The sequence below is a fragment of the Streptomyces sp. NPDC004435 genome (assembly GCF_042873895.1).
GTDB lineage: Bacteria > Actinomycetota > Actinomycetes > Streptomycetales > Streptomycetaceae > Streptomyces.
Genome location: NZ_JBIAMB010000013.1, coordinates 121,875 through 147,039, shown reverse-complemented (window position 1 = coordinate 147,039; position 25,165 = coordinate 121,875). Strand labels below are relative to the sequence as shown.

27 protein-coding genes and 1 tRNA gene are annotated in these 25,165 nt (G+C 74.6%); 11 read left to right on the top strand and 17 right to left on the bottom strand.

Annotated elements, in window-relative coordinates:
• Positions 1–9: 9 nt before the first annotated feature.
• Positions 10–456: a YchJ family protein gene (locus tag ACFYT9_RS23955; protein WP_389167001.1), complete on the bottom strand. Its 447-nt coding sequence runs from the start codon at positions 454–456 to the stop codon at positions 10–12.
• A 103-nt stretch (positions 457–559) separates the two neighbouring features.
• Between ACFYT9_RS23955 and ACFYT9_RS23950 the strand changes: the two genes are divergently transcribed.
• Positions 560–1,903 carry a 6-phospho-beta-glucosidase gene (locus ACFYT9_RS23950; RefSeq protein WP_389166998.1) on the top strand — a complete coding sequence of 448 codons (1,344 nt, stop codon included), beginning with the start codon at positions 560–562 and terminating at the stop codon, positions 1,901–1,903.
• Between the two features lie 61 nt (positions 1,904–1,964).
• On the opposite strand, the gene ACFYT9_RS23945 is transcribed toward ACFYT9_RS23950, so the two are convergent.
• From ACFYT9_RS23945 to ACFYT9_RS23935, 3 genes are all read right to left on the bottom strand, one after another.
• Entirely contained in the window at positions 1,965–2,783 is an 819-nt protein-coding gene (locus tag ACFYT9_RS23945; protein ID WP_389166995.1) for an SAM-dependent methyltransferase, read from the bottom strand.
• Between the two features lie 74 nt (positions 2,784–2,857).
• Positions 2,858–3,094 (bottom strand): DUF397 domain-containing protein, encoded by a 237-nt coding sequence (locus ACFYT9_RS23940; protein ID WP_030495614.1) that lies wholly within the window; start codon positions 3,092–3,094, stop codon positions 2,858–2,860.
• Complete coding sequence (locus tag ACFYT9_RS23935) at positions 3,095–3,970, bottom strand: helix-turn-helix domain-containing protein (protein ID WP_376597227.1); 876 nt, start codon at positions 3,968–3,970, stop codon at positions 3,095–3,097. It lies immediately after the preceding gene.
• 214 nt (positions 3,971–4,184) lie between these two features.
• Here ACFYT9_RS23935 and ACFYT9_RS23930 point away from each other — a divergent pair, with 214 nt between their 5' ends.
• The 3 genes from ACFYT9_RS23930 to ACFYT9_RS23920 are packed head-to-tail and all read left to right on the top strand — an operon-like array spanning position 4,185 to position 5,903.
• Positions 4,185–4,724: an ATP-binding protein gene (locus ACFYT9_RS23930; protein WP_376597225.1), complete on the top strand. Its 540-nt coding sequence runs from the start codon at positions 4,185–4,187 to the stop codon at positions 4,722–4,724.
• Positions 4,718–5,158, top strand: a complete 441-nt coding sequence (locus ACFYT9_RS23925) for a hypothetical protein (RefSeq protein WP_387279837.1) — start codon at positions 4,718–4,720, stop codon at positions 5,156–5,158. The genes ACFYT9_RS23930 and ACFYT9_RS23925 overlap by 7 nt, the downstream gene beginning before the upstream one ends.
• 34 nt (positions 5,159–5,192) lie before the next feature.
• Positions 5,193–5,903, top strand: a complete 711-nt coding sequence (locus ACFYT9_RS23920; protein WP_389166991.1) for a class I SAM-dependent methyltransferase — start codon at positions 5,193–5,195, stop codon at positions 5,901–5,903.
• A gap of 9 nt (positions 5,904–5,912) precedes the next feature.
• On the opposite strand, the gene ACFYT9_RS23915 is transcribed toward ACFYT9_RS23920, so the two are convergent.
• From ACFYT9_RS23915 to ACFYT9_RS23895, 5 genes are all read right to left on the bottom strand, one after another.
• Complete coding sequence (locus tag ACFYT9_RS23915; protein ID WP_389166989.1) at positions 5,913–6,515, bottom strand: hypothetical protein; 603 nt, start codon at positions 6,513–6,515, stop codon at positions 5,913–5,915.
• 224 nt (positions 6,516–6,739) lie between these two features.
• Positions 6,740–6,827 (bottom strand) — tRNA-Leu (locus ACFYT9_RS23910).
• A 288-nt stretch (positions 6,828–7,115) separates the two neighbouring features.
• Complete coding sequence (locus tag ACFYT9_RS23905; protein ID WP_389166986.1) at positions 7,116–7,748, bottom strand: class F sortase; 633 nt, start codon at positions 7,746–7,748, stop codon at positions 7,116–7,118.
• Positions 7,749–7,900: 152 nt separating this feature from the next.
• Positions 7,901–8,464, bottom strand: a complete 564-nt coding sequence (locus tag ACFYT9_RS23900) for a hypothetical protein (RefSeq protein ID WP_389166983.1) — start codon at positions 8,462–8,464, stop codon at positions 7,901–7,903.
• Positions 8,465–8,630: 166 nt separating this feature from the next.
• On the bottom strand, positions 8,631–9,575 hold the full coding sequence (locus tag ACFYT9_RS23895; protein ID WP_376597215.1) for a beta-ketoacyl-ACP synthase III: 945 nt from the start codon (positions 9,573–9,575) through the stop codon (positions 8,631–8,633).
• A gap of 218 nt (positions 9,576–9,793) precedes the next feature.
• On the opposite strand from ACFYT9_RS23895, the gene fdhD reads away from it, so the two are divergent.
• Positions 9,794–10,621, top strand: a complete 828-nt coding sequence (gene fdhD, locus ACFYT9_RS23890) for a formate dehydrogenase accessory sulfurtransferase FdhD (protein ID WP_387279370.1) — start codon at positions 9,794–9,796, stop codon at positions 10,619–10,621.
• Between the two features lie 18 nt (positions 10,622–10,639).
• Here fdhD and ACFYT9_RS23885 read toward each other — a convergent pair whose 3' ends face one another.
• Genes ACFYT9_RS23885 through ACFYT9_RS23875 form a run of 3 tightly spaced genes read right to left on the bottom strand, consistent with a single transcriptional unit; the run spans position 10,640 to position 12,694 of the window.
• Positions 10,640–11,023: a (2Fe-2S) ferredoxin domain-containing protein gene (locus tag ACFYT9_RS23885; protein WP_376597212.1), complete on the bottom strand. Its 384-nt coding sequence runs from the start codon at positions 11,021–11,023 to the stop codon at positions 10,640–10,642.
• Positions 11,020–11,541 carry an isochorismatase family protein gene (locus tag ACFYT9_RS23880; RefSeq protein WP_387279373.1) on the bottom strand — a complete coding sequence of 174 codons (522 nt, stop codon included), beginning with the start codon at positions 11,539–11,541 and terminating at the stop codon, positions 11,020–11,022. The genes ACFYT9_RS23885 and ACFYT9_RS23880 overlap by 4 nt, the downstream gene beginning before the upstream one ends.
• Before the next feature lie 25 nt (positions 11,542–11,566).
• Complete coding sequence (locus ACFYT9_RS23875; protein WP_389166978.1) at positions 11,567–12,694, bottom strand: bile acid:sodium symporter family protein; 1,128 nt, start codon at positions 12,692–12,694, stop codon at positions 11,567–11,569.
• Positions 12,695–12,835: 141 nt separating this feature from the next.
• Here ACFYT9_RS23875 and ACFYT9_RS23870 point away from each other — a divergent pair, with 141 nt between their 5' ends.
• The 4 genes from ACFYT9_RS23870 (at position 12,836) to ACFYT9_RS23855 (ending at position 17,408) form a co-directional block, all read left to right on the top strand.
• On the top strand, positions 12,836–13,714 hold the full coding sequence (locus tag ACFYT9_RS23870) for a LysR family transcriptional regulator (RefSeq protein WP_389166975.1): 879 nt from the start codon (positions 12,836–12,838) through the stop codon (positions 13,712–13,714).
• 397 nt (positions 13,715–14,111) lie between these two features.
• Positions 14,112–15,953: an AMP-dependent synthetase/ligase gene (locus ACFYT9_RS23865; RefSeq protein WP_389166972.1), complete on the top strand. Its 1,842-nt coding sequence runs from the start codon at positions 14,112–14,114 to the stop codon at positions 15,951–15,953.
• Between the two features lie 169 nt (positions 15,954–16,122).
• Positions 16,123–16,914 (top strand): aldo/keto reductase, encoded by a 792-nt coding sequence (locus tag ACFYT9_RS23860; protein ID WP_389167197.1) that lies wholly within the window; start codon positions 16,123–16,125, stop codon positions 16,912–16,914.
• Positions 16,915–16,922: 8 nt separating this feature from the next.
• The gene (locus ACFYT9_RS23855; protein ID WP_389166970.1) at positions 16,923–17,408 is read left to right on the top strand and encodes an RICIN domain-containing protein; all 486 of its coding nucleotides are present in this window, start codon (positions 16,923–16,925) and stop codon (positions 17,406–17,408) included.
• 108 nt (positions 17,409–17,516) lie between these two features.
• Here ACFYT9_RS23855 and ACFYT9_RS23850 read toward each other — a convergent pair whose 3' ends face one another.
• Positions 17,517–18,548 (bottom strand): class I SAM-dependent methyltransferase, encoded by a 1,032-nt coding sequence (locus ACFYT9_RS23850; RefSeq protein ID WP_389166968.1) that lies wholly within the window; start codon positions 18,546–18,548, stop codon positions 17,517–17,519.
• Positions 18,549–18,857: 309 nt separating this feature from the next.
• Here ACFYT9_RS23850 and ACFYT9_RS23845 point away from each other — a divergent pair, with 309 nt between their 5' ends.
• A complete protein-coding gene (locus ACFYT9_RS23845) occupies positions 18,858–20,486 on the top strand; it encodes an ABC-F family ATP-binding cassette domain-containing protein (RefSeq protein WP_389166965.1) in 1,629 nt (542 codons plus the stop codon).
• Here the strand turns inward: ACFYT9_RS23845 and ACFYT9_RS23840 are convergent.
• Both ACFYT9_RS23840 and ACFYT9_RS23835 read right to left on the bottom strand, forming a co-directional pair.
• Positions 20,483–21,247 carry a class I SAM-dependent methyltransferase gene (locus tag ACFYT9_RS23840; RefSeq protein ID WP_389167195.1) on the bottom strand — a complete coding sequence of 255 codons (765 nt, stop codon included), beginning with the start codon at positions 21,245–21,247 and terminating at the stop codon, positions 20,483–20,485. The two genes, ACFYT9_RS23845 and ACFYT9_RS23840, sit on opposite strands and share 4 nt — an antisense overlap.
• A 49-nt stretch (positions 21,248–21,296) precedes the next feature.
• Positions 21,297–21,602, bottom strand: coding sequence for a 4a-hydroxytetrahydrobiopterin dehydratase (locus ACFYT9_RS23835; protein ID WP_376605061.1), 306 nt, complete (start codon positions 21,600–21,602; stop codon positions 21,297–21,299).
• 103 nt (positions 21,603–21,705) lie between these two features.
• Here ACFYT9_RS23835 and ACFYT9_RS23830 point away from each other — a divergent pair, with 103 nt between their 5' ends.
• Positions 21,706–22,509, top strand: coding sequence for a helix-turn-helix domain-containing protein (locus ACFYT9_RS23830; protein ID WP_376605063.1), 804 nt, complete (start codon positions 21,706–21,708; stop codon positions 22,507–22,509).
• On the opposite strand, the gene ACFYT9_RS23825 is transcribed toward ACFYT9_RS23830, so the two are convergent.
• Together ACFYT9_RS23825 and ACFYT9_RS23820 are read right to left on the bottom strand one after the other, a co-directional pair.
• A complete protein-coding gene (locus ACFYT9_RS23825) occupies positions 22,499–22,915 on the bottom strand; it encodes a hypothetical protein (protein WP_387279388.1) in 417 nt (138 codons plus the stop codon). The two genes, ACFYT9_RS23830 and ACFYT9_RS23825, sit on opposite strands and share 11 nt — an antisense overlap.
• Before the next feature lie 152 nt (positions 22,916–23,067).
• Entirely contained in the window at positions 23,068–25,071 is a 2,004-nt protein-coding gene (locus ACFYT9_RS23820) for an alpha/beta hydrolase (RefSeq protein WP_389166962.1), read from the bottom strand.
• Positions 25,072–25,165 lie beyond the last annotated feature (94 nt).

The window sequence follows — 25,165 nt, the reverse complement described above, 5'->3', positions numbered from 1 at the left end:
CGTCGGTCGTCAGTCGTCCAGGAACTCGCCGTCGACGTAGACCCAGGCGCCGTCGTGGCGGGTGAAGCGGCTGCGCTCGTGGAGGGAGCCGGGCTCGCCGCCGTGGACGTAGCTGGCCCGGAAGGTGACCGTGCCGCGCTGGTGGAAGGGGGTGCCGTCGGTGGTGTCCCGGATCTCCAGGCCCGTCCACCGCATCCCCGGGTCGAGGTCGAGACCGGCGGGGCGGGTCTCGGGGGCCCAGGTGCGCAGGAGGTAGGCCGCGTCGCCGACGACGAAGGCGCTGTAGCGGGAGCGCATCAGCAGTTCGGCGGTGGGCGCGGTGGCTCCCGTACCGGTGTGGAAGCGGCCGCAGCAGGCGCCGTAGACGGCGTCGAGCCCGCAGGGACAGGGCGTGTCGGCGGTCACCGGGGCGGGCGCGGGCGTGCGGGGGCGGGGGCTGGTCTTGCGTCGGGACATGAGGTCATTCTCCCTCAGCCGGTGCCCGGGATGCGGACGCCGGCGTGGACGCCCGGGGCGGGTTCGGGCCGTCCGGCGGGGGTGTCCGAGTAGCGTACGGAGCATGCGACTGACGATTCTCGGAGGCGGCGGATTCCGGGTGCCGCTGGTGTACGGCGCGCTGCTCGGGGACCACGCCGAGGGCCGGATCACCCACGTCACCCTGCACGATCTCGACGCGGACCGGCTGAGGGCCATCGCGCGGGTCCTCGCCGAGCAGGCCGAGGGGGTGCCGGACGCACCCGTCGTCACGGCCACCACCGATCTCGACGAGGCGCTGCGCGGCGCGGACTTCGTCTTCTCGGCGATCCGGGTCGGCGGCCTGGAGGGGCGGGCGGCCGACGAGCGGGTGGCGCTGGCCGAGGGGGTGCTCGGGCAGGAGACGGTGGGCGCGGGCGGGATCGCGTACGGCCTGCGGACCGTGCCGGTCGCGGTCGGGATCGCCCGCCGGATCGCCGTGCTCGCCCCGGACGCCTGGGTCATCAACTTCACCAATCCCGCGGGGATGGTGACGGAGGCGATGTCCCGGATCCTGGGCGACCGGGTCGTCGGCATCTGCGACTCCCCCGTCGGCCTGGGCCGCCGGGTCGCGCGGGTGCTCGGCGCCGACCCCGACCGGGTGTGGATCGACTACGTGGGCCTCAACCACCTGGGGTGGCTGCGCGGGCTGCGGGTGGACGGCAGGGACGAGCTGCCGCGGCTCTTCGCGGACGAGGCGCTGCTGGGCTCCTTCGAGGAGGGGAAGCTCTTCGGCACCGAGTGGCTGCGGTCGCTCGGCGTGGTCCCCAACGAGTACCTGCACTACTACTACTTCAACCGGGAGGCCGTCGCCTCCTACCGGGGCGCCGGGAAGACCCGCGGCGCGTACCTCCTCGACCAGCAGGCCGGTTTCTACGCGGAGGCCGGCAAGCCGGAGACCAGCGCCCTGGACGCCTGGCACCGCACGCTCGCCGACCGGGAGGCGACGTACATGGCGCACAACCGGGAGGCGGCCGGGGCCGGCGACCGGGCCGAGGAGGACCTGGAGTCGGGGGGCTACGAGAAGGTGGCGCTGGCCCTGATGCGGGCGATCGCGCGCGGTGAGCGGGCCACGCTGATCCTGAACGTGCGCAACGGCACCACGCTGCCGGGGCTCGACGCGAACGCGGTGGTCGAGGTGCCGTGTCTGGTGGACGCCAACGGCGCCCGTCCGGTGGCCGTGGACCCGCTGCCGTACCACGCCATGGGGCTGGTGTCGGCGGTGAAGGCGGTCGAGCGGGAGGTGCTCGGGGCGGCGGAGAGCGGGGAGCGGGCGGACGCGGTGCGGGCCTTCGCGCTCCATCCGCTGGTGGACTCGGTGGCGGTGGCCCGCCGGCTGCTCGACGGCTACCGGGCCGCGCATCCGGGCCTCGCGTACCTGCGGGGGTGAGGACCGGCGGCCGAGAGGCCCGTGGAGTCCGCTCCACGGGCCTCGGACGGACGGCTACGGGTCAGGGCTTGCGGGCCACCGCGGCCCAGCCCGGGATCGGGTCGTCGCCCTGCACGGGGACCGGCTCGCCCAGCTCCGGGTGCCACTCCGCGGTGAGCGACACCCCGGGCTCGACGAACTCCAGGCCCTCGAAGAAGACCGCCAGTTCGTCGCGGGTGCGCGGCCGCAGGGTCAGCCCCCGCGCCCGGTACATGCCGACGGCCTTGGCGGCGCCTTCGGGGTCGAAGTCACCGGTGACCTGGGAGAGCACGAGGTAGCTGCCCGGGGCGAGCTGGTCGACGAGCTTGGCGACGATGTCGTGGGCGCCGTCCTCGTCCCCGAGGAAGTGGAGCAGGGCCAGCATCGACAGGGCGATGGGCTGGTCGAAGTCAAGGACCTTTCCGGCCCGTTCGAGGATGGTCTCGGGGTCGCGAGCGTCCGCCTGGATGTACTCGGTGGCCCCCTGCGGGGTCGAGCGCAGCAGGGCGGCGGCGTGCGCGAGCACGATCGGGTCGTTGTCGCAGTAGACGATCCGGGACTCCGGCGCGGCCGCCTGCGCGATCTGGTGCAGGTTGGGCTCGGTCGGGATCCCGGTGCCGACGTCCAGGTACTGGCGCACGCCCTGGGCGCTGAGCCAGCGGATGGCGCGGTGCATGAAGGCGCGGTTGACCCGGGCCATGTCCCGGCCGCGGGCGTCGACGGTGAGGAGCTGGCGGGCCATCTCCTCGTCGACGGGGTAGTTGTCCTTGCCGCCCAGGAACCAGTCGTACATCCGCGCGGGGTGCGGCTTGCTGGTGTCGATCCGTATCTCGCTCCGCGCGGAAGCGGGTTCCTGGGTCATCGGCTCTCCTGGTCGGGACGAACGGGTGGCGCTGCTACAAGAGTTACGTGACGGTAGGGGCGAGACGGAAGGGGTCAGGTGAGCAGAAAGTCAGCCTGACCGGATTTGGCTCCCGCGATGAACGCGGCGATCTCCCCGTGGGTGTAGATGAGCGCGGGTCCTTCAGGGTCTGCGGACTGTCGCACGGCGACCCTGCCGTCGGCCAGCTTCATGGCCTCCACGCAGTTGCCCCCGTTCCCGCCGCTCCAGGGCTTGTGCCATCCCTCGGCACCGAGCTCCGCGGCGGGCATGCCGTTGTATATGCGATCCATTCACAGCTCCTTGCGGAGATCCTTGAGGATCTCCTTCGTGCGTTGTGCAGTCGCGGCCTGCGCCGCCATACGGTCCATGACCTCCAGGTGGGACGCCACCTCGGGGCGCGCGTCGAGGTAGACGGCGCCGGTCAGGTACTCGCTGTAGACCATGTCCGGGAGTTCGGGCATGGCGAAGCGGAAGAGGACGAAGGGACCGTACGTGCCGGGGTGGTGGCCGGACGCGAACTCCGCGATCTGCAGGGTGACGTTCGGCAGCTCGGACGCTTCGAGCAGCCGGTCGAGCTGGTCGCGCATCACCTCGGGCCCGTCGCCGACCGGCCGGCGGAACACCGTCTCGTCCATGATCACCCAGAATCTGGGCGCGTCCTCCCTGGTCAGCAGGGACTGGCGCTCCATCCGGAGGGCTACATGCCGGTCGATGTCCTCTTCCCGCGCGGCGTCACCGCCGCCGCCGACCGCTCCACTGCGGAGAATGGCGCGGGCGTACCCCTCGGTCTGGAGCAGACCGGGGACGAACTGGGGCTCGTAGGCCCGGATGAGGCTCGCGGCCCCCTCCAGGCTGACGTACATGGAGAACCAGCCGGGCAGCACGTCGTGGAACCGCTGCCACCAGCCGGGCAGGTTGGCCTCCTCGGCGAGGGCGACGAACGCCTCCGCCTCGGCGTCGGTGATCCCGTAGGTCTTCAGCAGCAGCTGGACGTACGGGATCTTCAGCGCGACCTCGGCGGTCTCCATGCGGCGGACGGTCGCCGGGGCGACGTGGAGGACCTTCGCGGCCTCCTCCCGCTTCAGGCCCGAGCGCTCGCGCAGGTCCTGAAGACGCCGGCCGAGGACGACCTGTCCCACCGTGGGGGCGGACCGCGGCTCGCTCACTCCCAGACCTCCCCGACGCGCTGTTTCGATGAGTGTGCCACGAAGCCCGGCCAGAGAGAACACAGCACTCTGCAATTTTCAGAGTGCCACTTGCCAAGTGTCCGAGTCAGGAGGACAGTGTTCCGGTGAACCAGTACGGACTGCCGCCGGTGCGCCCCGCGCCCCGGCGACAGCGATGTACGGCAGCCCTGCCCACTGTTGTGAGGAACCGGTCGTGGCTTCTGGTAACGCGCAGCCCTCAGGTCTCATGAGCTCCCGAGTCATGGCCCAGCGCCCGCAGCACCGCCACGATCCCGTCCACCACGACCCCCGGTACCGCGAGCCCCATCACCGCGACCCGCTCCACCGCGACCCCCTCCGCCGCTTCGCCTTCGAGCTGCCCGCCCGCACCGAGTCCGTGAGCCGCGCCCGTCACCTCTCCGAGGAGCGGCTGGTCCTCTGGGGCCGCGGCTCCGAGATACGCGACACGGCCGCCCTGGTCGTCTCGGAACTGGTCACCAACGCGGTCCTGCACACCGCCAGCAGCCGGATCGTCTGCGAGCTGCGCGACGGGGCCGAAGCGCTCCGCATAGCCGTCCGGGACGAGGGCGGTCCCGCCGGCCCCCGGATACGCGACTGCGGCGCGGACGAACGCGGCCGCGGCCTCCTGATCGTCGACGCGCTCTGCGCCTCCTGGGGCGCCGAGCGCACCGGCCACGGCACGGCGCAGATCGTCTGGGCGGAGCTGCCGCACTCCCTGGGGGAGCCATGCTGAGGTCCATGGCCACCCTGCTCGTCCCGCGCGCCCGCCGCTCCCCCGAGAACGGCACCGGCCGCTCCCCCGCCGTCACCGCGACCCGCCTCGCGGTCCCCACCGGCCTGCACACCGGGCTCGGCTGCGACGCCGTCGGCGTCCCCGCCCGCTTCGGCTTCAAGATCCTCTCCCGGCTCCCCGCCAAGGGCTGCGTCTACGCCGACACCGACTGGTGGTGGTGGCTCGTCCCGGCCGGCTCCGACCTCGACCTGACCTGGCCGCTGCCCGCCTGCTACGCCCCCGGGGCCGAGATCCCCGACCGCGGCCCACGGCTGATCCACCACCCGGACGGCACCTCGCCCTACACCCCGCCGATCCCCCTCTACCTGCTGGTCTGCCAGCTCACCGGCACCACTCCGGCCTGGCCCGCCCCGCCGGTGCGCAGCGCGCTCTGACCGCCCGGGCCCACGGCTGCGTAGAGTCGGTGCCATGTTCACCCCGCAGGGACCGACCCTCCGCGAACTGACCAGCCAGGCGCTCTCCTCGGTCGAGCACGGCTACGACCTCCTGGCGCCCAAGTTCGACGCGACCCCGTTCCGCACCCCGGACCGGATCCTCACGGCGGTGGCCGGAGCCCTGGAGGGCCTGGGGCCCTTCGAGACGGGCCTGGACGTCTGCTGCGGCACCGGCGCGGGGCTCCCCGTCCTCCGCTTGGTCTGCGCGGGCCGCGTCACCGGCGTCGACTTCAGCGCGAACATGCTGGCCGAGGCCCGCCGCCGGCACCCCACCGCCACCCTGGTCCGCGCCGACGCCCTCGCCCTCCCCTTCGCCCCTGCCTTCGACCTGGCGGTCAGCTTCGGCGCCTTCGGCCACTTCCTCCCCGCCGCCCAGCGCACCCTCTTCGCCCAGGTCCACGCCGCCCTCCGCCCCGGCGGCCTGCTGGCCTTCCCCCTCCCGGCCCCGCCCCCGGTCGGCTCCCGCGCCTACTGGACCCTGTGGGCCTTCGACACGGCGATGCGCGTCCGCAACGCCCTCTGGCGCCCCCCGTTCGTCATGTACTACCGCACCTTCCGCCTCGCGGACGTCCGCGCCCGCCTGGAGGAGACCGGCTTCGAGGTCACCCACCTCCCCCTCCCCGCCTTCGGCACCCGCCCGGACGGCAGCCCGCACTGCCGGCTGGTGGTGGCGCGCAAGGGCTGACGGGCCGCGTCACCCAAGCTTGCCGAACCAGAAGGCGGAGTCGCCGCCGAAGCCCACGCCCACCTCGACCTCGAGCAGGGTCGCCGCCTCGCGCGGCACGTCGAAGCCGTAGACGGCCACGGCCTTCCGGCCGGGCAGCAGGCCGCCGCTGAGCGGCAGGATCCCCGCATCGGCGTCGAAGACCCGTCCGGTCTCCCGCCCGTCGGCGTCGCGCCCCTGGACGATCACGGTCGAGAGTTCGAGCCGCTCTCCGGAGTCGTTGCGGACGGTCACCTCGACCGCGACCGCGATGTTCCCCGCTGCGTGACCGGCGGACGAGGGGGCCGGGGTGAAGCGCTTCGGCGCGGAGACCGTCACCTCGACCCCGCCCTCGTACCGGTGACTCCGGCCGAACGGGACCAGGCCCTCGCCGGACGCCTCGCTCGGCGAAACCGACGTCGGTGCGGTCGCCTGCGCGCTCGTCGGCGGCCGGTTCACCGGCGTCGGGGTGTCGCCCGCGGCCGACACCGGGGCGGCCGGCGGTGCGGTCTTCTCCCCGTCGCCGTCCCCGAACGCGCCGGTGCCGGCGCGAAGTCCCGAGACGCCCACGGCGAGGACGAGGATCCCGACCACTGCGAGCAGCCACGCGCGGCGGCGCGGAGGGCGGGGGGAGGGTCCGCTGAGCGGGCCGGGGGGAGGCCCCGAAGGGGGTTCGCCGGACCCGGAGGGCCGGCCGTCGGCACCGGGTGTGTTCGCGTCGCCCATGGCACGCCTCCACAGTCCCCGAGAGGCTTCTCCTCAGGGTAGGTGCGGCATGCCGAAAGCGCCGGTCGATGAGATCGACCGGCGCTTTCGCGTGGTGTCCGAGGGGGGACTTGAACCCCCACGCCCGATAAAGGGCACTAGCACCTCAAGCTAGCGCGTCTGCCATTCCGCCACCCGGACAAGGTGTCTGTCGTGATCGCGGGTGTTCCCCGCGGCGACATGGATAACTCTACCAGGGGTTCGCGGGCGCTTTCACCAGCGTTTTCCGTGGTCAGTAGAGGGGTGGCGGGGGAGGCGGCCCGTGCGCCGGGTGGACCACGGGTCGTGACCCGGTCGCACGGGGACCGCCCATCCCCGGGGATGCCGCCTCGGCGGCCGGGAGCCCGGCGCCCCCCGACGCCTGCTCCGGGATCCACCCTGACCCCGGGGTGTTGGTCCAGGCCAGTCGGGCGGTCGGATTACGTCAGGTCAGCGGAGGGCGGTGAGACGGGCGGAGACGACGACGTTTCCGGTGTAGCCGCCGGCGCGGGTGTAGGGGCCGCCGCAGGTGATCACGCGGAGTTCGGGGACGCCGGTGGAGGCGTAGACGCGGTCGGCGGGGAAGTCGTCCTTGGGGACCAGCTCGACGCCGTGGACGGTGAAGACGGCGGTGCGGCCGTCGGCGCGGTGGATCTCCACCGTACGGCCCCTGGTGAGGGCGCCGAGGGCGTGGAAGACGGCGGGGCCGGTCGGGGTGTCGACGTGGCCGACGACGACGGCGGTACCCGGCTCGCCGGGGGTGACGGCACCGGTGAACCAGCCGGCGCGGCCGGGGTGCTCGGGCGGCGGGGCCTCGATCCAGCCGTCCGCGTCCAGGCCGACCCGGGCGAGGGGGGCGTCCACGCCGATCGCGGGGATCGCGACGGAGAGCGGGGCGGCGGCGGGGAGGGCGCTGCGGGCGCGGAGCGCGGGCGCCGCCGGTGCGGGGGCCTCGGCCGCCACGGGCCGGGGCGGGCCGGGGGCGGTGAGCTGCTCCGTACCGCCGCGGACGAGGTGGACTCCGGTGAGGAGGAGGATCGCGACGACGCCCCAGGCGCCGCGCCGGCCGTGCGCGCTCTCCACCGCTCGGGCCTCCTCTGCTGGGGTGGGTGGGCTCCGCTGGTCACCCCTCCGTTCCGCCTGGTCGCCCCTCCGGTTCTCCGGCCGGCCGGCCGTTCCCCCTCCTGGTCGCCCCTCCGTCCCGGACCTCGTCACACCGGGACGGAGGGGCCGTCTCAGGGGCGGCCGCGGGTCCGGCCGCGGCGGGTGAGGACGAGCGCGGCGGCGAGGGCTCCGGTGATGAGGGCGGCGCCGGTGGCCAGCTCGGCGGCGCCGAGGGCGTCGGAGCCGGTGGAGCTGCCGAATCCGGCCTTGACGCCCTTGTGCGGGGTGACCGGGGTCGGGGTCGGGGTGGTGGTGCCGTGGGAGACCGTGAGGGTGGTGGTGCCGCGCTCGCCCTTGCAGTCGAAGGCGATCTCGTACTCGGCTCCGGCCTTCGCGTCGATGTCCACGGTCGCGCGGCCCGGGCGGCCCTCGGTGAGGGTCACGGTGTCGAAGATCCCCGAGGTGACGGTCACGGACGGCACTTCGCAGCCGTCGGTGGTCAGGGTGACGGTGCCACCGGGGGCGACCGTGAGGGGGCTGACGGAGAAGCCGAAGGAGGTGATGCCCGTGCCGGCGCCCGTTCCCGTACCGGCGCCCGTTCCCGTGCCGTCGTCGGCGGAGGCCGCCGCGGGAGCCGACAGTGCCACGGCCGCCGCGGCGAACAGGGCTGCGGAAGCGGTGCGTATCGCGCGCATGCGGTCCTCCGGGTCGCGGCGGGGGCAGGGGCGCGGAGCCGCTCCGCGTCCGGGTCCGGTGCCTGTGGCACCGGCACCCCCACCGCGTCCGAAGCTAGGCGCGCCCCGGGGGCGCCGCCACCGGTCCCCCCTCGTGCTCCGCCGAACGGGGCACCCGGCCCGCCGGTCAGGGGATCCGGACGACCTGGCCCGCGTAGGAGAGGTTGCCGCCGAAGCCGAAGAGGAGGACGGGCGCCCCGGAGGGGAGCTCGCCTCGCTCGACGAGCTTGGCGAGGGCGAGCGGCACGGAGGCGGCGGAGGTGTTGCCGGAGTCCACGACGTCCCGGGCGACGATCGCGTTGACGGCGCCGATCTTCGCGGCGAGGGGTTCGATGATGCGCAGGTTGGCCTGGTGGAGGACGACGCCGGCGAGGTCCTCGGGGGCGATGCCGGAGCGGGAGCACGCCTCGCGGGCGAGGGCGGGGAGCTTCTGGGTGGCCCAGCGGTAGACGCTCTGGCCTTCCTGGGCGAAGCGCGGCGGGGTGCCCTCGATGCGGACGGCGTGGCCCATCTCGGGGACCGAGCCCCACAGGACCGGGCCGATCGCGCCGGTGTCGGTCTCGGTGGCCTCGACGATCACGGCGCCGGCGCCGTCACCGGTGAGGACGCAGGTGGTGCGGTCGGTCCAGTCGGTGATCTCGGTCATCTTGTCGGCGCCGATGACGAGGGCGCGGCGGGCCGCTCCGGCCCGGACGGCGTGGTCGGCGGTGGCGAGCGCGTGGGTGAAGCCGGCGCAGACCACGTTGAGGTCGAGGGTGGCGGGCGAGCCCATGCCGAGGCGGGCGGCGACCCGCGCGGCGGTGTTGGGCGAGCGGTCGATCGCGGTGGAGGTGGCGACGATGACGTAGTCGATGTCGCCGGGGGCGAGGCCGGCGGCGGCGAGCGCCTTGCCGGCGGCGTGCGCGGCGAGCTCGTCGACCGGCTCCTCGGGTCCGGCCATGTGCCGGGTGCGGATGCCGACCCGGCTGAGGATCCACTCGTCGCTCGTGTCGACCAGCTCGGCCAGGTCGTGGTTGGTCAGTACCTTGGCGGGCTGGTAGTGCCCGAGCGCGGAGATGCGAGTGCCCGTCATCCCGGGACCCCCTCGATGGTCGTTCGACGGCAGGAACCACCCAGTCTTGCCAGCGACTGATGGGTAACAGGTGACGTAAACCACCAAGATTCCCCCGAGTCGCTTGGCCGACCGTGACAAGGGGTCAGGCGGCACACCGGATCGGGCGGGGTTCCCGGGGGTGGCGGAGAATGACACGGTCAGGGACAGGAACACCGACGGAATCGAAGGCGGCGGGGATGGGACGGGTCACCGAACGACGGCGGGTCACGCGGATCCGGGGCGGCGCGGTGAGCGCGCGACCGGACACGCTGGTGGCGGAGGAGCCGCTGGAGATCCGGCTGAACGGGCGCCCGATCGCGATCACGATGCGGACGCCGGGCGACGACTTCGCGCTGGCGGCGGGGTTCCTGGTGAGCGAGGGGGTGCTGGCCTCGGCGGCCGACGTGCGGTCGATCGTGTACTGCGCGGGGGCCAAGGAGGACGGTACGAACACGTACAACGTGGTGGACGTGAAGCTCGCGCCGGAGGTCGTCGTCCCCGACATCACGCTGGAGCGGAACGTCTACACGACCTCGTCGTGCGGGCTGTGCGGCAAGGCGAGCCTGGACGCGGTGCGGACGACGGCCCGCTTCCCGATCGCCGACACTCCCCCGGTACGGATCGCCCCGGCGCTGCTGGCGCAGCTGCCGGACCGGCTGCGGGCGGCGCAGAAGGTCTTCGACACGACGGGCGGGCTGCACGCGGCGGCGCTCTTCTCGGAGGACGGCGAGCTGCTCGACGTACGGGAGGACGTGGGCCGGCACAACGCGGTGGACAAGCTGGTGGGGCGGGCGCTGCGGGAGGATCTGCTGCCGCTGGAGCGGGCGGTGCTGCTGGTGTCGGGGCGGGCCTCCTTCGAGCTGGCGCAGAAGGCGGTGATGGCGGGGATCCCGGTGCTCGCCGCGGTGTCCGCGCCGTCCTCGCTGGCGGTCGACCTGGCGGCGGAGACGGGTCTGACGCTGGTCGGCTTCCTGCGCGGGCCGGACATGAACGTGTACGCGGGCGAGCACCGGATCGCGCTCTGAGGCACGGCCCCGGTGGGGTCAGTTCTTCGGCGGGTCGATCATCTGCAGGGCGAGGGTCGCCGGGGGCGGGGCGAGGCCGGGGCCTCCGGCCTCGGTCCAGGCGAGGATGTCGTCGAGGCAGTCGTCGTCGAGGGTGAAGCCGACCCAGGCGGCCCGGCCGCCGCGCCGGCGGCCCTCGGTGGAGGGCTGGACGACGACGATGTTGGCCTGGGCGCAGGGGCCGAGGCAGTCGCTGGTGCGGACGGCGAGCTTCCCGCCGGAGGCCGCGGCGGCGGCGCGGAGCCGGTCGAGCTGGGCGTCGTGGTCGGTGCCGGGGTTCTTGCGGGGGTCGCCGCAGCAGCAGCCCCGGCAGACGACCAGGGAGCAGGGGCGGGCCCCGTACCGTATCGGGACGCGGCTCATCCCCGGCCGTCCAGGACGATCCCGGGGACGGTGGCGACGGTGCCGAGGCGGGGGAAGTCGAGGTCGACGGAGGCCCGGTGCTCGTCGGCGGTGAGCGCGGTCATGGCGTCCTCGGCGAAGACGAGGTCGTAGCCGAGGTCGGCGGCGGCGCGGGCGGTGGACTCGACACCGAGGTTGGTGGCGATCCCGGCGAGGACGAGGGTGCTCACGCCGAGGCCGGTGAGCAGTTCGTGCAGCCCGGTGTCCTGGAAGCCGCCGATGGTGCGCTTGACGACGACCGGCTCGCCCGTGCGCAGCAGGTCGGGCACGAGCTCGCTGCCGGCCGGCTGGACGGGGACGCCGGGCCGTTCGACGCGGAGGTGGACGACGGGCGCGCCGGCGGTGCGGAAGGCGGCGGCGAGCCGGCCGGCGGCGGCGAGGACGTCGGTGCCGGGCCGGGGGGCGAGCGGCAGCGCGACGATCCGTTCCATCAGGTCGACGAGGAGGAGCGCGGTGCGGGCGGGATCGAGTGAGGGCATGGGAGCACGGTAGCGGCCCGGATGATCACCGGGACGGGGGCGGTGGCGCGATCCGGTCGGGGGCGGGGAGCGGGGCCGGTACGGGGAGGGGGGACGGTACGGGGAGGGGGGACGGTACAGGGGCGGCGTCGGCACCCGCGGCTTCCGTGCCGACGGCAGCGGTGGCGTCCGGCTCGGGCGGCTCCGGGTCGCGGGCCCGGCGCTTGGCGAGGACCGCGCAGACCATGAGCTGCATCTGGTGGAAGAGCATCAGGGGCAGCACGGCCAGCGAGGCGTGCGCGCCGAAGAGGACGCTCGCCATGGGGAGGCCGGCCGCGAGGCTCTTCTTGGACCCGGCGAACTGGATGGCGATCCGGTCGGCCCGGCCGAAACCGAGCTTGCCCGCCCCGTACCAGGTCAGCGCCAGCATCAGGGCGAGGAGGACGGCCTCGGCGGCGAGCAGCAGGGCGAGCCGGCCGGGCGTCACCAGGTGCCAGATGCCGGCCACCATGCCCTGGCTGAAGGCGGTGTAGACGACGAGGAGGATCGAGCCCCGGTCGACGTACCCGAGGACCTTCTTGCGGCGGGTCAGGAATCCCCCGACCCAGGGGCGCGCCACCTGCCCGAGGAGGAAGGGCACCAGCAGCTGGAGCACGATCCGGAGGAGGGAGTCGGCGGAGAGGCCGCCGGTGCTGCCGCCGAGCAGGGCGGCGGCGAGCAGCGGGGTGAGCACGATGCCGGCGAGCGAGGAGAAGGAGCCGGCGCAGATGGCGGCCGGCACGTTGCCCCGGGCGATCGAGGTGAAGGCGATCGACGACTGGATGGTCGAGGGGACCAGGCAGAGGAAGAGGAAGCCGCTGTAGAGCTGGGGGGTGAGGACGGCCGGCACGAGTCCGCGGGCGGCGAGGCCGAGCAGCGGGAAGACGAGGAAGGTGCAGCCGAGGACGGTGAGGTGGAGCCGCCAGTGGCGCACTCCGTCGAGCGCCTCGCGGGTGGAGAGCCGGGCGCCGTAGAGGAAGAACAGCAGCGCGACCGCGCCCGTGGCGGCCCCCTCGGCGACGGTGGCGGCGGCGCCGGACGCGGGCAGCAGGGCGGCGAGGCCGACGGTGCCGAGCAGGGCGAGGACATAGCCGTCGACCGGCAGCCAGGAGGGCAGGAGAGGGCGTCGGTTCATGGCTCCACGCGGTGCTGGTGGCGGTCGGTACGCCGTCCCGTGAGGGGGTGGCGCGTCCTCCCATCCTGGTCCACGGGCCGGTCATCGGGAATCCCGTACAGCCCACTGACTGTCATCACGAACCGCGATAACGTCGGGAGGGTGTACGAGCCCACCCAGCTGCGCACCTTCCTCGCCGTCGCGCAGGCGCTGAGCTTCACCCGGGCGGCCCGGCGGCTCGGACTGCGCCAGTCGACCGTCAGCCAGCACGTGCGACGCCTGGAGGAGGCCACCGGGCGGCCGCTCTTCACCCGCGACACCCACAGCGTGGAGCTGACCGAGGACGGCCAGGCGATGCTCGGTTTCGCCCGCACGATCCTCCAGGCGCACGAGCGGGCGGCGGCCTTCTTCACCGGGACGCGGCTGCGCGGCCGGCTGCGGTTCGGCGCCTCCGAGGACTTCGTGGCGACCCGGCTGCCGGAGATCCTGGAGTCCTTCCGGCGCGCCCACCCGGAGGTGGACCTGGAGCTGACGGTCGGCCTCTCGGGGACGCTCCAGGCGCGGCTCGCGGCGGGGCGGCTCGATCTGATCCTGGCCAAGCGGGGCGCCGGGGCGGACGGCGAGGGCGGGGTGCCGGTGTGGAGCGACGTCCTGGTGTGGATCGGCGCGCCGGGGCTGCGCCTGGCCCCGGACCGGCCGGTGCCGCTGATCGTCTATCCGCCGCCGGGCATCACCCGGGCTCGGGCGCTGGCGGCGCTGGAGGCGGAGGGCCGGGCGTGGCGGATCGCGTGCACGAGCTCCAGCCTGAGCGCGAACGTGGCGGCGGCCCGGGCGGGGCTCGGCGTGATGGCCCACACGCGCGGCCTGGTGCCGCCCGGACTCGTCCCCGTACCGGCCAGGGCGGGCCTGCCGGAGCTGGGCGGGGTCGACTTCGTGCTGCGGAAGGGACGGCGCGGCGGGGAGGCACAGGAGGCGGCGGACGCGCTGGCCGAGGCGATCCTGGAGAGCGGCGACGGGCTGCGACGGCCCGGCCGGGGGTGACGGCGGCGGGGCGCGGAGGCCGGACCCTGCGCCCCGACCGGGGAGGCCGAGGACGGTCGGGCCGGGGCAGAGACGACGACGGGGCGCGGAGGCCGGACCGAGGCCGAGGGCGGCGGAAGGCGGCGGCCGGGCCCGGCGGGCCGGGCGGTCGTGGGCGCGTGCCCGGCCGGTACAGATTCGGTGGAGACTTCCGGCCCCGCGGACGTACCGGTCGGTACGCAACGAGCGCCCTTCCTCGGTCACTTGCCCGCCCACCTGTCCTGACCTGTACGAACAGCGAATGTCGCGGCTTGGTGAAGGTCCTGCCGCCGCTGCTCCGGGTGGGGTACGGTCACGGCGCCGCAGCCGTCACAGCGGCCCCTTTCAGCCACCGAGCCGTCGAGGGAGGACCAGGTCCGTGCGCGAGTTCACCGTGCCGCCCGTCGAGGCGGCTCCGCTGAGCGGCGGTCTTGCGGACGCCGTCTTCGCCCGCGCCGCCGACAGCCCCGACGAGGTCGCCTTCGGGCGCCGGACGGCGGACGGGGCCTGGGAGGACGTGACCTGCGCCCGGTTCGCCGAGGAGGTCCTGGCGCTGGCGAAGGGGCTGGTCGCGCACGGCGTGCGGTTCGGCGACCGGGTCGCCGTCATGTCCCGTACCCGCTACGAGTGGACCCTCTTCGACTTCGCCCTGTGGACGCTCGGCGCCCAGTCCGTGCCGGTCTACCCGACCTCCTCCGCCGACCAGGTGCACTGGATGCTGTACGACGCCGAGGTCACCGCCTGCGTGGTGGAGCACGAGGACCACGCCATGACCATCGGCTCCGTCGTGGACCGGCTGCCGCGGCTCCAGCGGCTGTGGCAGCTCGACCCCGGCGAGGACGCGGGCCCCGGCGCGGTCGCGGAGCTCACCGCGGCCGGCGAGGGCATCGACGCGGAGGTGGTGCACCGGCACCGGCGCGCGGTCACCCCCGAGTCGGTGGCGACGGTCATCTACACCTCGGGCACCACCGGCCGTCCCAAGGGCTGCGTGATCACCCACGGCCACTTCATGTTCGAGACGGACGCCCTGCTGGCCGGCTGGGAGCCGGTCTTCCGCTCCCGCCCGGGCGAACGGGCGTCCACCCTGCTCTTCCTGCCGCTCGCCCACGTCTTCGGGCGGATGGTGGAGGTGGCGGCGGTCCGCGGCGGGGTGAAGCTGGGGCACCAGCCGTCGATGACCGCCGCCGCGCTGTTGCCGGATCTGGTCACGTACCGGCCGAGCTTCGTCCTCGCCGTGCCGTACGTCTTCGAGAAGATCTTCCACGCGGCGCGCCGCCGGGCCGAGGCGGACGGGCGGGCCGGCGTCTTCGACAAGGCCGTGGACGTGGCCGTGAAGTACGCGGAGGCGCTGGAGCACAAGGCGTTCGGCGAAGGCCCGGGCCCGTCGGCGGCGCTGCGGGTGCAGCACCAGTTCTTCGACAAGACGGTCTACGCCAAGGTGCGCGAGGCGCTCGGCGGGCGGATCAAGTACGCGATGTCGGGCGGGTCGGCGATGGACCGCAGGACCGGGCTGTTCTTCGCCGGCGCCGGGGTCACCGTCTTCGAGGGGTACGGCCTGACGGAGACGACCGCCGCCGCCACGGCGAACCCGCCCGGCCTGGTCAGATACGGCACGGTGGGCCGGCCCGTTCCCGGCACGACCGTGCACATCGCGGAGGACGGCGAGGTGTGGGTCCACGGCGGCCAGGTCTTCTCCGGCTACCTGGGCGACCCGGCGTCCACCGCCGCCGTGCTGAACGACGGCTGGCTCGCCACCGGCGACCTCGGCGCGCTCGACGCCGAGGGGTATCTGACGATCACCGGGCGGAAGAAGGAGATCCTGGTGACCTCCGGCGGCAAGAGCGTGGCGCCGACCGGTCTGGAGGAGCGGGTACGGGCCCACCCGCTGATCGCCCAGTGCCTCGTCGTCGGCAACGACCGCCCGTACATCGCGGCCCTGGTCACCCTGGACCAGGAGGCCGTGGACCACTGGCTCGCCATCCAGAACCGCCCGCCGCTCTCCCCCGCCGAGCTGGTCCGCGACCCGGACCTGGAGACGGAGATCCGGCGGGGCGTGGTGGCCGCGAACACCCTGGTCTCGCAGGCCGAGTCGATCCGTACCTTCCGCATCCTCGCCCACCCCTTCAGCGAGGAGCACGGCCTGCTGACCCCGTCCCTCAAGCTGAAGCGCAAGGCCATCGAGCGCGCCTACGCGGCGGAGGTCGAGGCGCTGTACGGCTGACGGGGCCGCGCCGCGCCGGGCGGAATGTTACGGGGCGGGTGATCGTTGGACGGCAGGGGCGGGCTCACGCGCGCCCCCTCCGCGTGAACGACCACGACGACGTAAGGATCCATTCCACGTGAGCACGGACAGCAAGGTCCCCTCGGTCATCCTGAACAACGGCGTGGCGATGCCGCAGCTCGGCTTCGGTGTCTGGCAGGTGCCGGACGACGAGGCGGCGAAGGCCGTGGCCACCGCCCTGGAAGCCGGGTACCGCTCCATCGACACGGCGGCGATCTACGAGAACGAGCGGGGCACCGGCAAGGCCGTGGCGGCCTCCGGGATCGCCCGCGAGGAGCTCTTCGTCACCACCAAGCTGTGGAACAGCGAGCAGGGCCACGACGCGACGCTGCGCGCCTTCGACGCCTCCCTGGAGCGCCTCGGCCTCGACTACGTCGACCTGTACCTGATCCACTGGCCGGTCCCGGCCAAGGACGCGTACGTCGACACCTACCGGGCCTTCGAGAAGATCCTCGCCGACGGCCGCGCCAAGGCGATCGGCGTCTCCAACTTCCTCCCCGAGCACCTGCGGCGGCTGACGGACGAGACCTTCGTGGTGCCCGCCGTGAACCAGATCGAGCTGCACCCGCAGCTGGCGCAGGCCGAGTCCCGCGCCCTCCACGCCGAGCTGGGCGTCGCGACCGAGGCGTGGTCGCCGCTGGGCCAGGGCCGCGGGCTGCTCGACGTCCCGGCGCTCGTCGCCATCGCCCGCAAGCACGAGCGCACCCCCGCGCAGGTGGTGCTCCGCTGGCACCTCCAGCTGGGCAACGTGGTCATCCCGAAGTCGGTGACCCCGTCCCGGATCCGCGAGAACATCGAGGTCTTCGACTTCGAGCTGGACGCGGAGGACATCGCGGCGATCGCCGCGCTGGACGAGGGCCGGCGCCTGGGCCCGGACCCGGCGCACTTCAACATGGCCTGAGGCGCCCGGTGGCGGGACTGAAGGACGGGGGCCGCCCGGCTCCCGTCCCGGACGGGCTCTACCGGGTGCGGAACGTGGGCAGCGGGCTGGTCCTGGAGGTGTACGCCGGTTCGCGGCGCGGCGGCGCCAAGGTGCAGCAGGGCGCCGCGGCCGACGAGGCCCCGGGGCAGCGCTGGCAGGTGTCCGCCGTGCCGAACGGCGGCGGGCTGTACCACCTGGTCAACGCGGCCAGCGGGAAGCGGCTCGACGTCGTGAACGCCTCCACGGAACCGGGGGCGCTCGTCCAGCAGTGGCGGGCGAACAACTTCGGCGCCCAGGAGTGGATCATCGAGCGGGACGTCGAGGAGCCCGGGACGGTCACGCTGGTGAGCTTCGTCAGCGGGCTGCTCCTGGAGGTCGCGGACGGTTCGGCGGCCGAGGGCGCCGACATCCGGCAGGGGGAGGACACCGACTCCCCGTTCCAGTGGTGGCGGCTGGAGCCGGTGGCCTCCTGAGGCGACTTCCGCCTCAGGAGTCGCCCTTCCGAGGAGTCGTCCTTCCGAGGAGCCGTCCTCCTGAGGCGTGGTCCTCCTGGTTGGTCGCGGGCGGCGGCCCGCGCGGTTTCAGCCCTTGCGGGCGGTGTGGACCGTGTGGGCCGTCAGATGGAAGAGGTCCGTGCGGTGGTGCAGGGACTGCGCGTCGGCGGGGTCGAGGAGCCGGTCGAGGGTGGCGCGGTCCTCGGCCCCCAGCCGGTCGCCGAGGCCCTCCCGGAGCCGCCCGAAGTGGGTGACGGCGAGCTCGCGGACGACCTGCGGGACCGGCGCGGGCACATCCACGAGGAAGGTGCGGGTGCCGGCCGGGGTGAGGCCCGCGGCGACGAACAGGGCGCGCCAGTCGTCCGGTTCGCGGGTGCTGCCGGGCAGCTCGTCGCGCATCCGGGCGAACGCGTCGGCGTGCTCCGCGTCGAGCCGGGCCTCCAGGCCGGGGCGGCCGATGCCGGTGTCCCTGGGCAGGTGCCGGGGGGAGAGTCCGCCCTCGACGAGCGCGATCAGACCGCCGGGGCGCAGCGCCTCGGCCAGGTCGGCGATCGCGGCCCGCTGGTCGCCGATGTGGTGCAGCGAGTTGCCGGCCCACAGCAGGTCCGCCTCGCCCAGCGCGGCGTTGTCGGCGGGGAGTTCGGCCCGCAGGGTGGTCACCCGGTGGCCGAGGCCCTGGGCCTCGGCGCGGGCGCGGGCCCGCTCCAGGAGCTCCGGGGTCGCGTCGACGGCGACGGCCTCGGCGTAGGGGAACGCCTCCGCGAGGAGCGTGGTGACGACGCCGGGACCGCTGCCGACGTCGAGGAGCCGGCGCACGCCGCTCGCCGGGACGAGGGTGCCGAGCCAGGCGGCGGCCTCGCGGTAGGCGGTGCCGGCGACCTCGGCCTGGCGCTCCAGGAGCGGGGCCAGCCGGCCCCAGTCGTGGCCGGCGCCGTCGCCGTGGGAGTGGCTGTGGGAGTCGCCGTGGGAGTGGCCGTGGGAAGGCGCGTCCGTGGGGCCGTGGGAGTGGCCCGCGCCGGTTCCGTGGCCCTCGTGGGAGGCGTGGGGGGCGTGGCCGGGGCCGTGGTCGTGGGCGGGCGGGGCCGGGGCCGCGGCGTGGGCTTCGCGATGCTGGGTCATGGAGGAAGCCTGCGCCGCTCCTGCCCGGAAACGCAAGAAAAATTGCCGGTACGGCAAACGTGTCGTCGGCCCCGCCCGGCGCTCTCCGGTGCCGAGGCCCCGCCCCGGCCCCGCGCGCGGGGCCTCGGCAGGGGGCCTTCCACCCCGGGAAAAAGTCCCGGGCCCTGCTCCTGGGTGACTGTTAGCCTGGGCGTATGGGTGTGTACCACTACTACTTCTTCCGCTGATTCCGGGTCCGGCCCGGCCGCCGTCGCGGCCGTGGGCCGGTTTCGTGTGCCCGCATTCCACGAACCCATCAGAGGAACACCCATGCGCGAACGCGCTCAGCTCTCCCTCCGTCATGTCGGTGTCGCCTTCGGCGACCGCCGCGTCCTCGACCAGGTCTCCTTCACCGTCCGTCCCGGCGAGAAGGCCGTCGTCGTCGGCGAGAACGGCTCCGGCAAGTCCACCCTGCTCCGGCTGCTCGACGGCACCCTGACCCCCGACGAGGGTGAGCTCCTCGTCCGCTTCCCGGGCTCCGTCGCCCGGCTGGCCCAGACGCTGCCGGAGACGTACCCCGTCGGCCCGGACGACACCGTCCAGCACGCCCTCGACCTCGCCCTCGCCGAACTCCGCGCACTCGAAGCGGAGTTGCGGGACGCCGAGGCCGGCCTCGGCTCGGCGGGGCCGGAGGAGCTCGCCGCGTACGGTGAACTCCTCGACCGCTTCGAGGAGCGCGGCGGCTACCGCGCCGACGCCGAGGTCGCCGCCGCACTGAACGCCCTCGGCCTCGGCCACGTCTCCGCCGACCGGCCGCTCACCACCCTGTCCGGCGGCGAGCAGGCCCGGCTCGCGCTCGCCTGCGTGCTCTCCTCCGGGGCCGAGCTGCTGCTGCTCGACGAACCGACCAACCACCTCGACCGGGACGCCGTCGACTGGCTGCGGGCGCGGCTCGCCGCGCACCGGGGCACCGCGCTCGTCGTCACCCACGACCGTGCCTTCCTCACCGGCTTCGCCACCACCGTCCTGGAGGTCGACCGGGACCTGCGGAGCGTGCTGCGCTACGGGGACGGCTGGGCCGGCTACCGGGCGGCGAAGGCCGCCGAGCGGCGCCGCCGGACGCAGGAGCACCTGGAGTGGCGGGGGGAGGTGGCCCGCACCGAGGAGCTGGTCGCGGCGGCCGGGCAGCGGCTCGCGGTGACCGGGAAGGACCCTCGCCAGGGCTTCGGCAAGCACCGCCGCTCCAGCGAGAACAAGCTCTCCGGGCAGGTGCGGACGGCCCGCCGCAGGCTGGAGGAGCTGCTGCGGGAGCCGGTGGCCGCGCCGCCGGAGCCGCTGCGTTTCGGCGGCCGGTTCGCCGGGGACGGCGCGGAGCCGCCCGAGGGACCGCCGGTGGAGCTGGAGGGCGTGGTCGTCGGCGACCGGCTCACCGTGGAGAAGCTGCGGATCGGGGCCGGCGAGCGGCTGCTCGTCTCCGGTCCCAACGGGGCGGGGAAGACGACGCTGTTGCGGGTCCTCGCCGGTGAACTCGTACCGGACGAGGGGGTGGTGCGCCGGGTCGGCCGGGTCGGCCATCTCGCGCAGGAGCTGCCGCACTCCCCCACCCGCCGCACGGCCCTCGCGGTCTGGGCGGAGGGCCGGCCCGGCGAGCCGGAGGAACACGCGGCGGAGCTGCTCGCCCTGGGGCTGCTGCGGGAGGAGGACCTGGCCGTGCCGGTGTCCGCGCTCTCGGCCGGACAGCGCCGCCGGCTCGAACTCGCCCTGCTGGTCGGCCGCCCCGCCGACCTGCTGATCCTGGACGAGCCCACGAACCACCTCGCGCCCGCGCTGGTGGAGGAGCTGGAGGAGGCGGTCGCCGCGTTCCCGGGCGCGGTGGTCGCGGTCTCGCACGACCGGGAGTTCCGCGAGCGGTTCACCGGCCGCCGGCTCGAACTGGCCGGAGGCCGGGTCACCTCCTAAGGACCCTCCACGCGGGCCGAGGGGCCCTTCGCGGGCTTCGCGTAGGCCGCGAGGCGGTACTCCGGGTCCGCGCGGGGACGGTCCTGGTCCGGGAGGGCCGCCAGGGCGGCGGCGAGGGCGTCGGTGACGGCCCGGTCGCCGCGGAACCAGGAGGCGTAGTAGCCGGCGCGGAGCAGGCGGGCGGTGCCCCGGGGGGTCGCGCCCTGGCCGTGGCCGGTGAAGACGGTGGTCCCGGCCGGGGCGAGGCCGTGGGCGGCGGCGAGGGCTTCGAGGCGCCCGGCCCGGTCGTGGGCGGCGGAAGCCGTCCGGTGCGGGCGGAGCAGGGCGTCGATGTCGCTGCCGACGTCATGGGCGGCGTCCTTGTCGACGGTGACGGCGAGGACGCCGCCGGGGCGCAGCACCCGGGCGGCCTCGGCGACGATCTCCCCGGTGTACGGCACCAGATGGAGCAGCCACACCGCGCAGACCGCGTCGAGGCTCCCGTCGCGGAACGGCAGCCGGCGGGCGTCGGCGCGGACCACCCGGCCGGGGAGCCGCCGCTGCGCGGCCCTGAGCATGGCGTGGGCGGCGTCGGCGCCGAGGACGCGCGGCCCGGGCCCGGCGATCCGCTCGGTGACGAGCCCGGTGCCGCAGGCGAGGTCGAGGACGGTGCGGGCGCCGGGCGGCAGGAGCCGCCGCACGGCGCCGGCCGCCGCCTCCGCCCGGGGCACGCCGCCGCGGGTCTCGTCGTAGTGGGCCGCCTCGGTCTCGTAGTCGAGCAGGGTGTCCGCCATGCCGGGGATCGTACGGCCCGGACGGGCGGACGGAGGGTCAGCGGGCGCCGTGGCCGGGGGCGATGGCGTCGACGCGCTCGGCGAGGGCGAAGTCCTTCTCGGTGAGGGCGCCGCCCGCGGAGTGGGTGTGGACGGAGACGGCGACCGAGTCGTAACCGAGCGTCAGGTCCGAGTGGTGGTCCAGCTCCTGCTGGATCTGGGCCACGTGGACGACGAGGGCGGTGGCGGCGAAGTGGTCGGCGAGCCGGTAGGAGCGGACCAGGCGGGCGTCCTCGACCGACCAGCCGGGCAGCTCCCGCAGTCGGTCCTCGATCTCCTTCTGCGACAGCGGCTGCGTGGGCACGGGGGTGCTCCCTCCGGTCGGTGGTGCGCGGGGCGGGGTACGGGGTGCGGATGTGCCTCCGGGGGAACGTACCCGGGTCACCCCTCTGAGATACCGTCTGCCCATGACAACAGTCGTGAACGACACGGGAGTGGGGCCCCTGCTGCGCGACTGGCGCGAGCGGCGGCGGCTGAGCCAGCTGGAGCTGGCGCTGCGCGCGGACTCCTCGGCACGGCACATCTCCTTCGTCGAGACCGGACGGTCGCGGCCGAGCGAGGAGATGATCCTCCGGCTCGCCGAGCACCTGGAGGTGCCGGTGCGGGACCGCAACGCGCTGCTGCTCGCGGGGGGTTACGCGCCCCGCTACGCGGAGTCGACGCTCGACGCGCCGGAGCTGGAGACGCTGCGGGAGGGCATCGAGCGGCTGCTCCAGGGGTACGAGCCTTACCCGGCGCTCGTGGTGGACGGCACGTACACGGTGGTGGCCGCCAACCGGGCGATCGGGCTGCTCATCGAGGGGCTGCCGGAGCATCTGCTGACGCCGCCGATGAACGCCATGCGGATCACGCTGCACCCGGAGGGCCTCGCGCCCCGGATCCGCAACCTGCGGGAGTGGCGGGGACATCTCCTGGCGCAGATGGAGCGTCAGATCGCCTACGCCCGTTCGGACGCGCTGCGCGCGGTGTACGAGGAGGTGGCGGCGTATCCGCTGCCGGAGCCGCACCCGGGTGACGTGGAGGACCCCGAGCCGTATCCGTACTTCGCGCTGCCGCTGCAGATCGAGCACGACGGGCGGGTGCTGTCCTTCGTGTCGTCGATCTCGACCTTCAACACGCCGATGGACGTGACCGTCGCCGAGCTGGCCATCGAGACGATGCTCCCGGCCGACCCGGCGACGGTGGAGTACCTGCGCTCCCTCAGCGGGTAGCGGCGCGCAGGGCGGCCCACTGGAGGAGGGCGAAGCCGGCGACGGTGCCCGCCTGGAGCGGGGTCCAGACGAGTCCGGCGGTGGTGGGCTCCAGCCAGGCGACGAGGGCGACCAGGCTGAGGACGGCCCACAACGCGTTGATGTCGATGACCAGCTTGACGCCGAGCGCCGGCGGCTGCGGGCGGGCGGCGAGCCAGGCCACTCCGGCGGCGTAGGCGGTGAGGAGGACGCCGAGGCCGAGGAGCAGGGTGCGGTCCACGCCGAGGAGTTCGCCGAGGGGGCCGGGGGCAAGGGCGTAGGCGAGGCCGTTGCCGCCGGTGACGACGGCGTCGAGGGCGAGGAACCGGCGCACCATGGACCTCGGCTGGGTGGTGCGGGAGAGACCGGCGAGCAGGGCCTGGGACATGACGGATCACCCTTCCGAAGGGGGGTCGTTCGTACGGTGGGGCCCGGCGCCCGGACGGAGTGCGCCGCCCGGGTTCCGGTGGTTCAGAGCTTGCCGCCGAAGGCCGGTGCGGGTCGATTACCCGTGAGGTCATGCGGGCCGGCCGCCCGCCGTCAGTAGGCGGCCCCGCGGTGGCCGATGAAGGCGCGGAGCCGGTCGGTGTCGGCGTCGGTCCAGCCCGCGGGCGGGACGACGGCGGCCCAGCCGTCGACGGCTCCGGTGCCGTAGCGGTGCCCGTGCGGGGCGTCGACGCCGTACGAGACGGCCATGTCGACCGAGGTCTGCCAGAAGGTGACGAAGGGGAACCAGCGGATCTCGGGGGTGATGTCCGGGCCGAGCGGGCGGGAGAGCCAGGCGGGCCGGTCGAGCAGCAGGTCGGGCGACCACCAGACGACCGGGTCGGAGGCGTTCTGGAGGTAGACCACGCGCGGGTGCTCCCAGACGGCGGGCGGCCGGGCGAGGTCGGCGGCCGGGAACTGGCCGAAGCGGATGCGGCTGCCGCCCTCGTACTGCGGTCGCCAGACGGGGCTGCCGGGGTCCCGGTCGCGGCGGAGCTCGCGGGAGATCGGCGAGAAGTCGGGCGGGCCCATGATCAGGGCGCCGTCGGTGCCGGCGAGGAGGGCGTCGGCGGTGCCGAAGGAGGCTTCGACGGCGTAGGCGCCGAGGCTCTCGCCGGTGACGACGAGCTGGGGGCGTCGGTCGGGCGGCAGGGTGTCGAGGCGGGCGCGGACGGCGTCGATGAGGGCGCGGGTGGCCTGGCCGGCCTTCTCCTTGTCGACGAGGAAGGAGACCCAGCTGGGCAGGTACGAGTACTGGACGGCGACGATCGCGGTGTCGCCCCGGTACATGTACTCCAGGGCCTCGGCGACGTTCGGGTCGATCCAGCCGGTGCCGGTGGTGCCGGCGACGGCGAGCACCGCCCGGTCGAAGGCTCCGGTGCGGTCGAGTTCGCGGACGGCGAGCGCGGCCTGGGCGGCGAAGGGGCGGTCGTCGGCGAAGGCGACGGGCGGGGTGGACGGCACGTAGACGCGGACCGGGTCCCGGGAGGGGCGGCCGCTCCAGGCGGTGAGCGCGGCCCGGGTGGGGGTGGAGCCGGTGAAGTTGCGGCCCTCGTAGCCGAGCGACTCCCAGCCGAGGAGGGAGCCGGGGCCGCCGGAGACGTAGCGGGAGCCGGGGCGTTCGACGCCGGCCTTGGTCCCGCCGTTGGTGGCGGCGGCGATGCGGTCGGCGACGTCCACGATCCCCCGGTCGTAGACGAGGTCGCGGACGCCGACGAGCACGGCGAGGGCGGTGAGGAGCGCGCCGGTGGCGTAGGCGACGGGCCGGGGCAGCAGCCGGCCGAGCAGCCGGATGAGGGTGACGGCGGCGAGCCGGACGAGCCGGGCGAGGACCAGCGCGAGGGCCAGGAGGGCGAGCGCGATGAGGGCGATCATCGGGGTGTGCCAGGTGAGCGAGGGCGGCAGGTCCTGGAGGACCCGCAGCCGGCGCTGCATCCGGGCCGACTCGGAGATCAGCCAGATGCTCGCGACCGGGGCGAGGAGCCAGTACGCCTGCCAGCAGCGGGCGCGGATCCGCTCGCCCGGGCGGCGCGGGGCGACGGCCCGGAACAGCCAGGCGAGGGTGGAGCCGAGGGCGTAGCCGATGGTGGCGGTGATGCCGCCGACGATGCCCTGGAGGTACCAGGGGCGGGGCACCAGGGAGGGGCTGAGGCTGGACCAGAAGAAGACGGTGGCGAGGCAGAGCGCGGTGAGGTCGGGCCAGCGCCGGACCCGGTACGCGGTGCTGGGCCGGTCCCAGTAGGGCCGCCGCGCGAAGACGGCGGCCCGCCGCACGAGAGCGGGGACGCGGCGCGCGGTCACGGGGCCCGGGCCGGAGGAGACGTCGGCGGGCTGGTCGGTGCGGGTGTCGGGGCCTGGGCCGGAGGGGGTTTCGGCGGGCTGGTCGGTGCGGGTCTCGGGGCCCGGGCCGGAGAGGGCTCCGGCGGACCGATCGGGGCGGGTGCCGGGGCCCGGGCCGGAAGAGGCTTCGGCGGGCTGGTCGGTGCGGGTCACGGGGCCCGGGCCGGAAGAGGCTCCGGCGGACCGATCGGGGCGGGTGTTCCGGTCGGTCGAGGTCATCCGGTCAGCCTCGTACGGACCGACGGGCGGCCGCAATCCGGATTCTCCGGCGGTGGGTTCGCGCCGGCCGCCCGGCACGGGGCCGGGCGGCCGA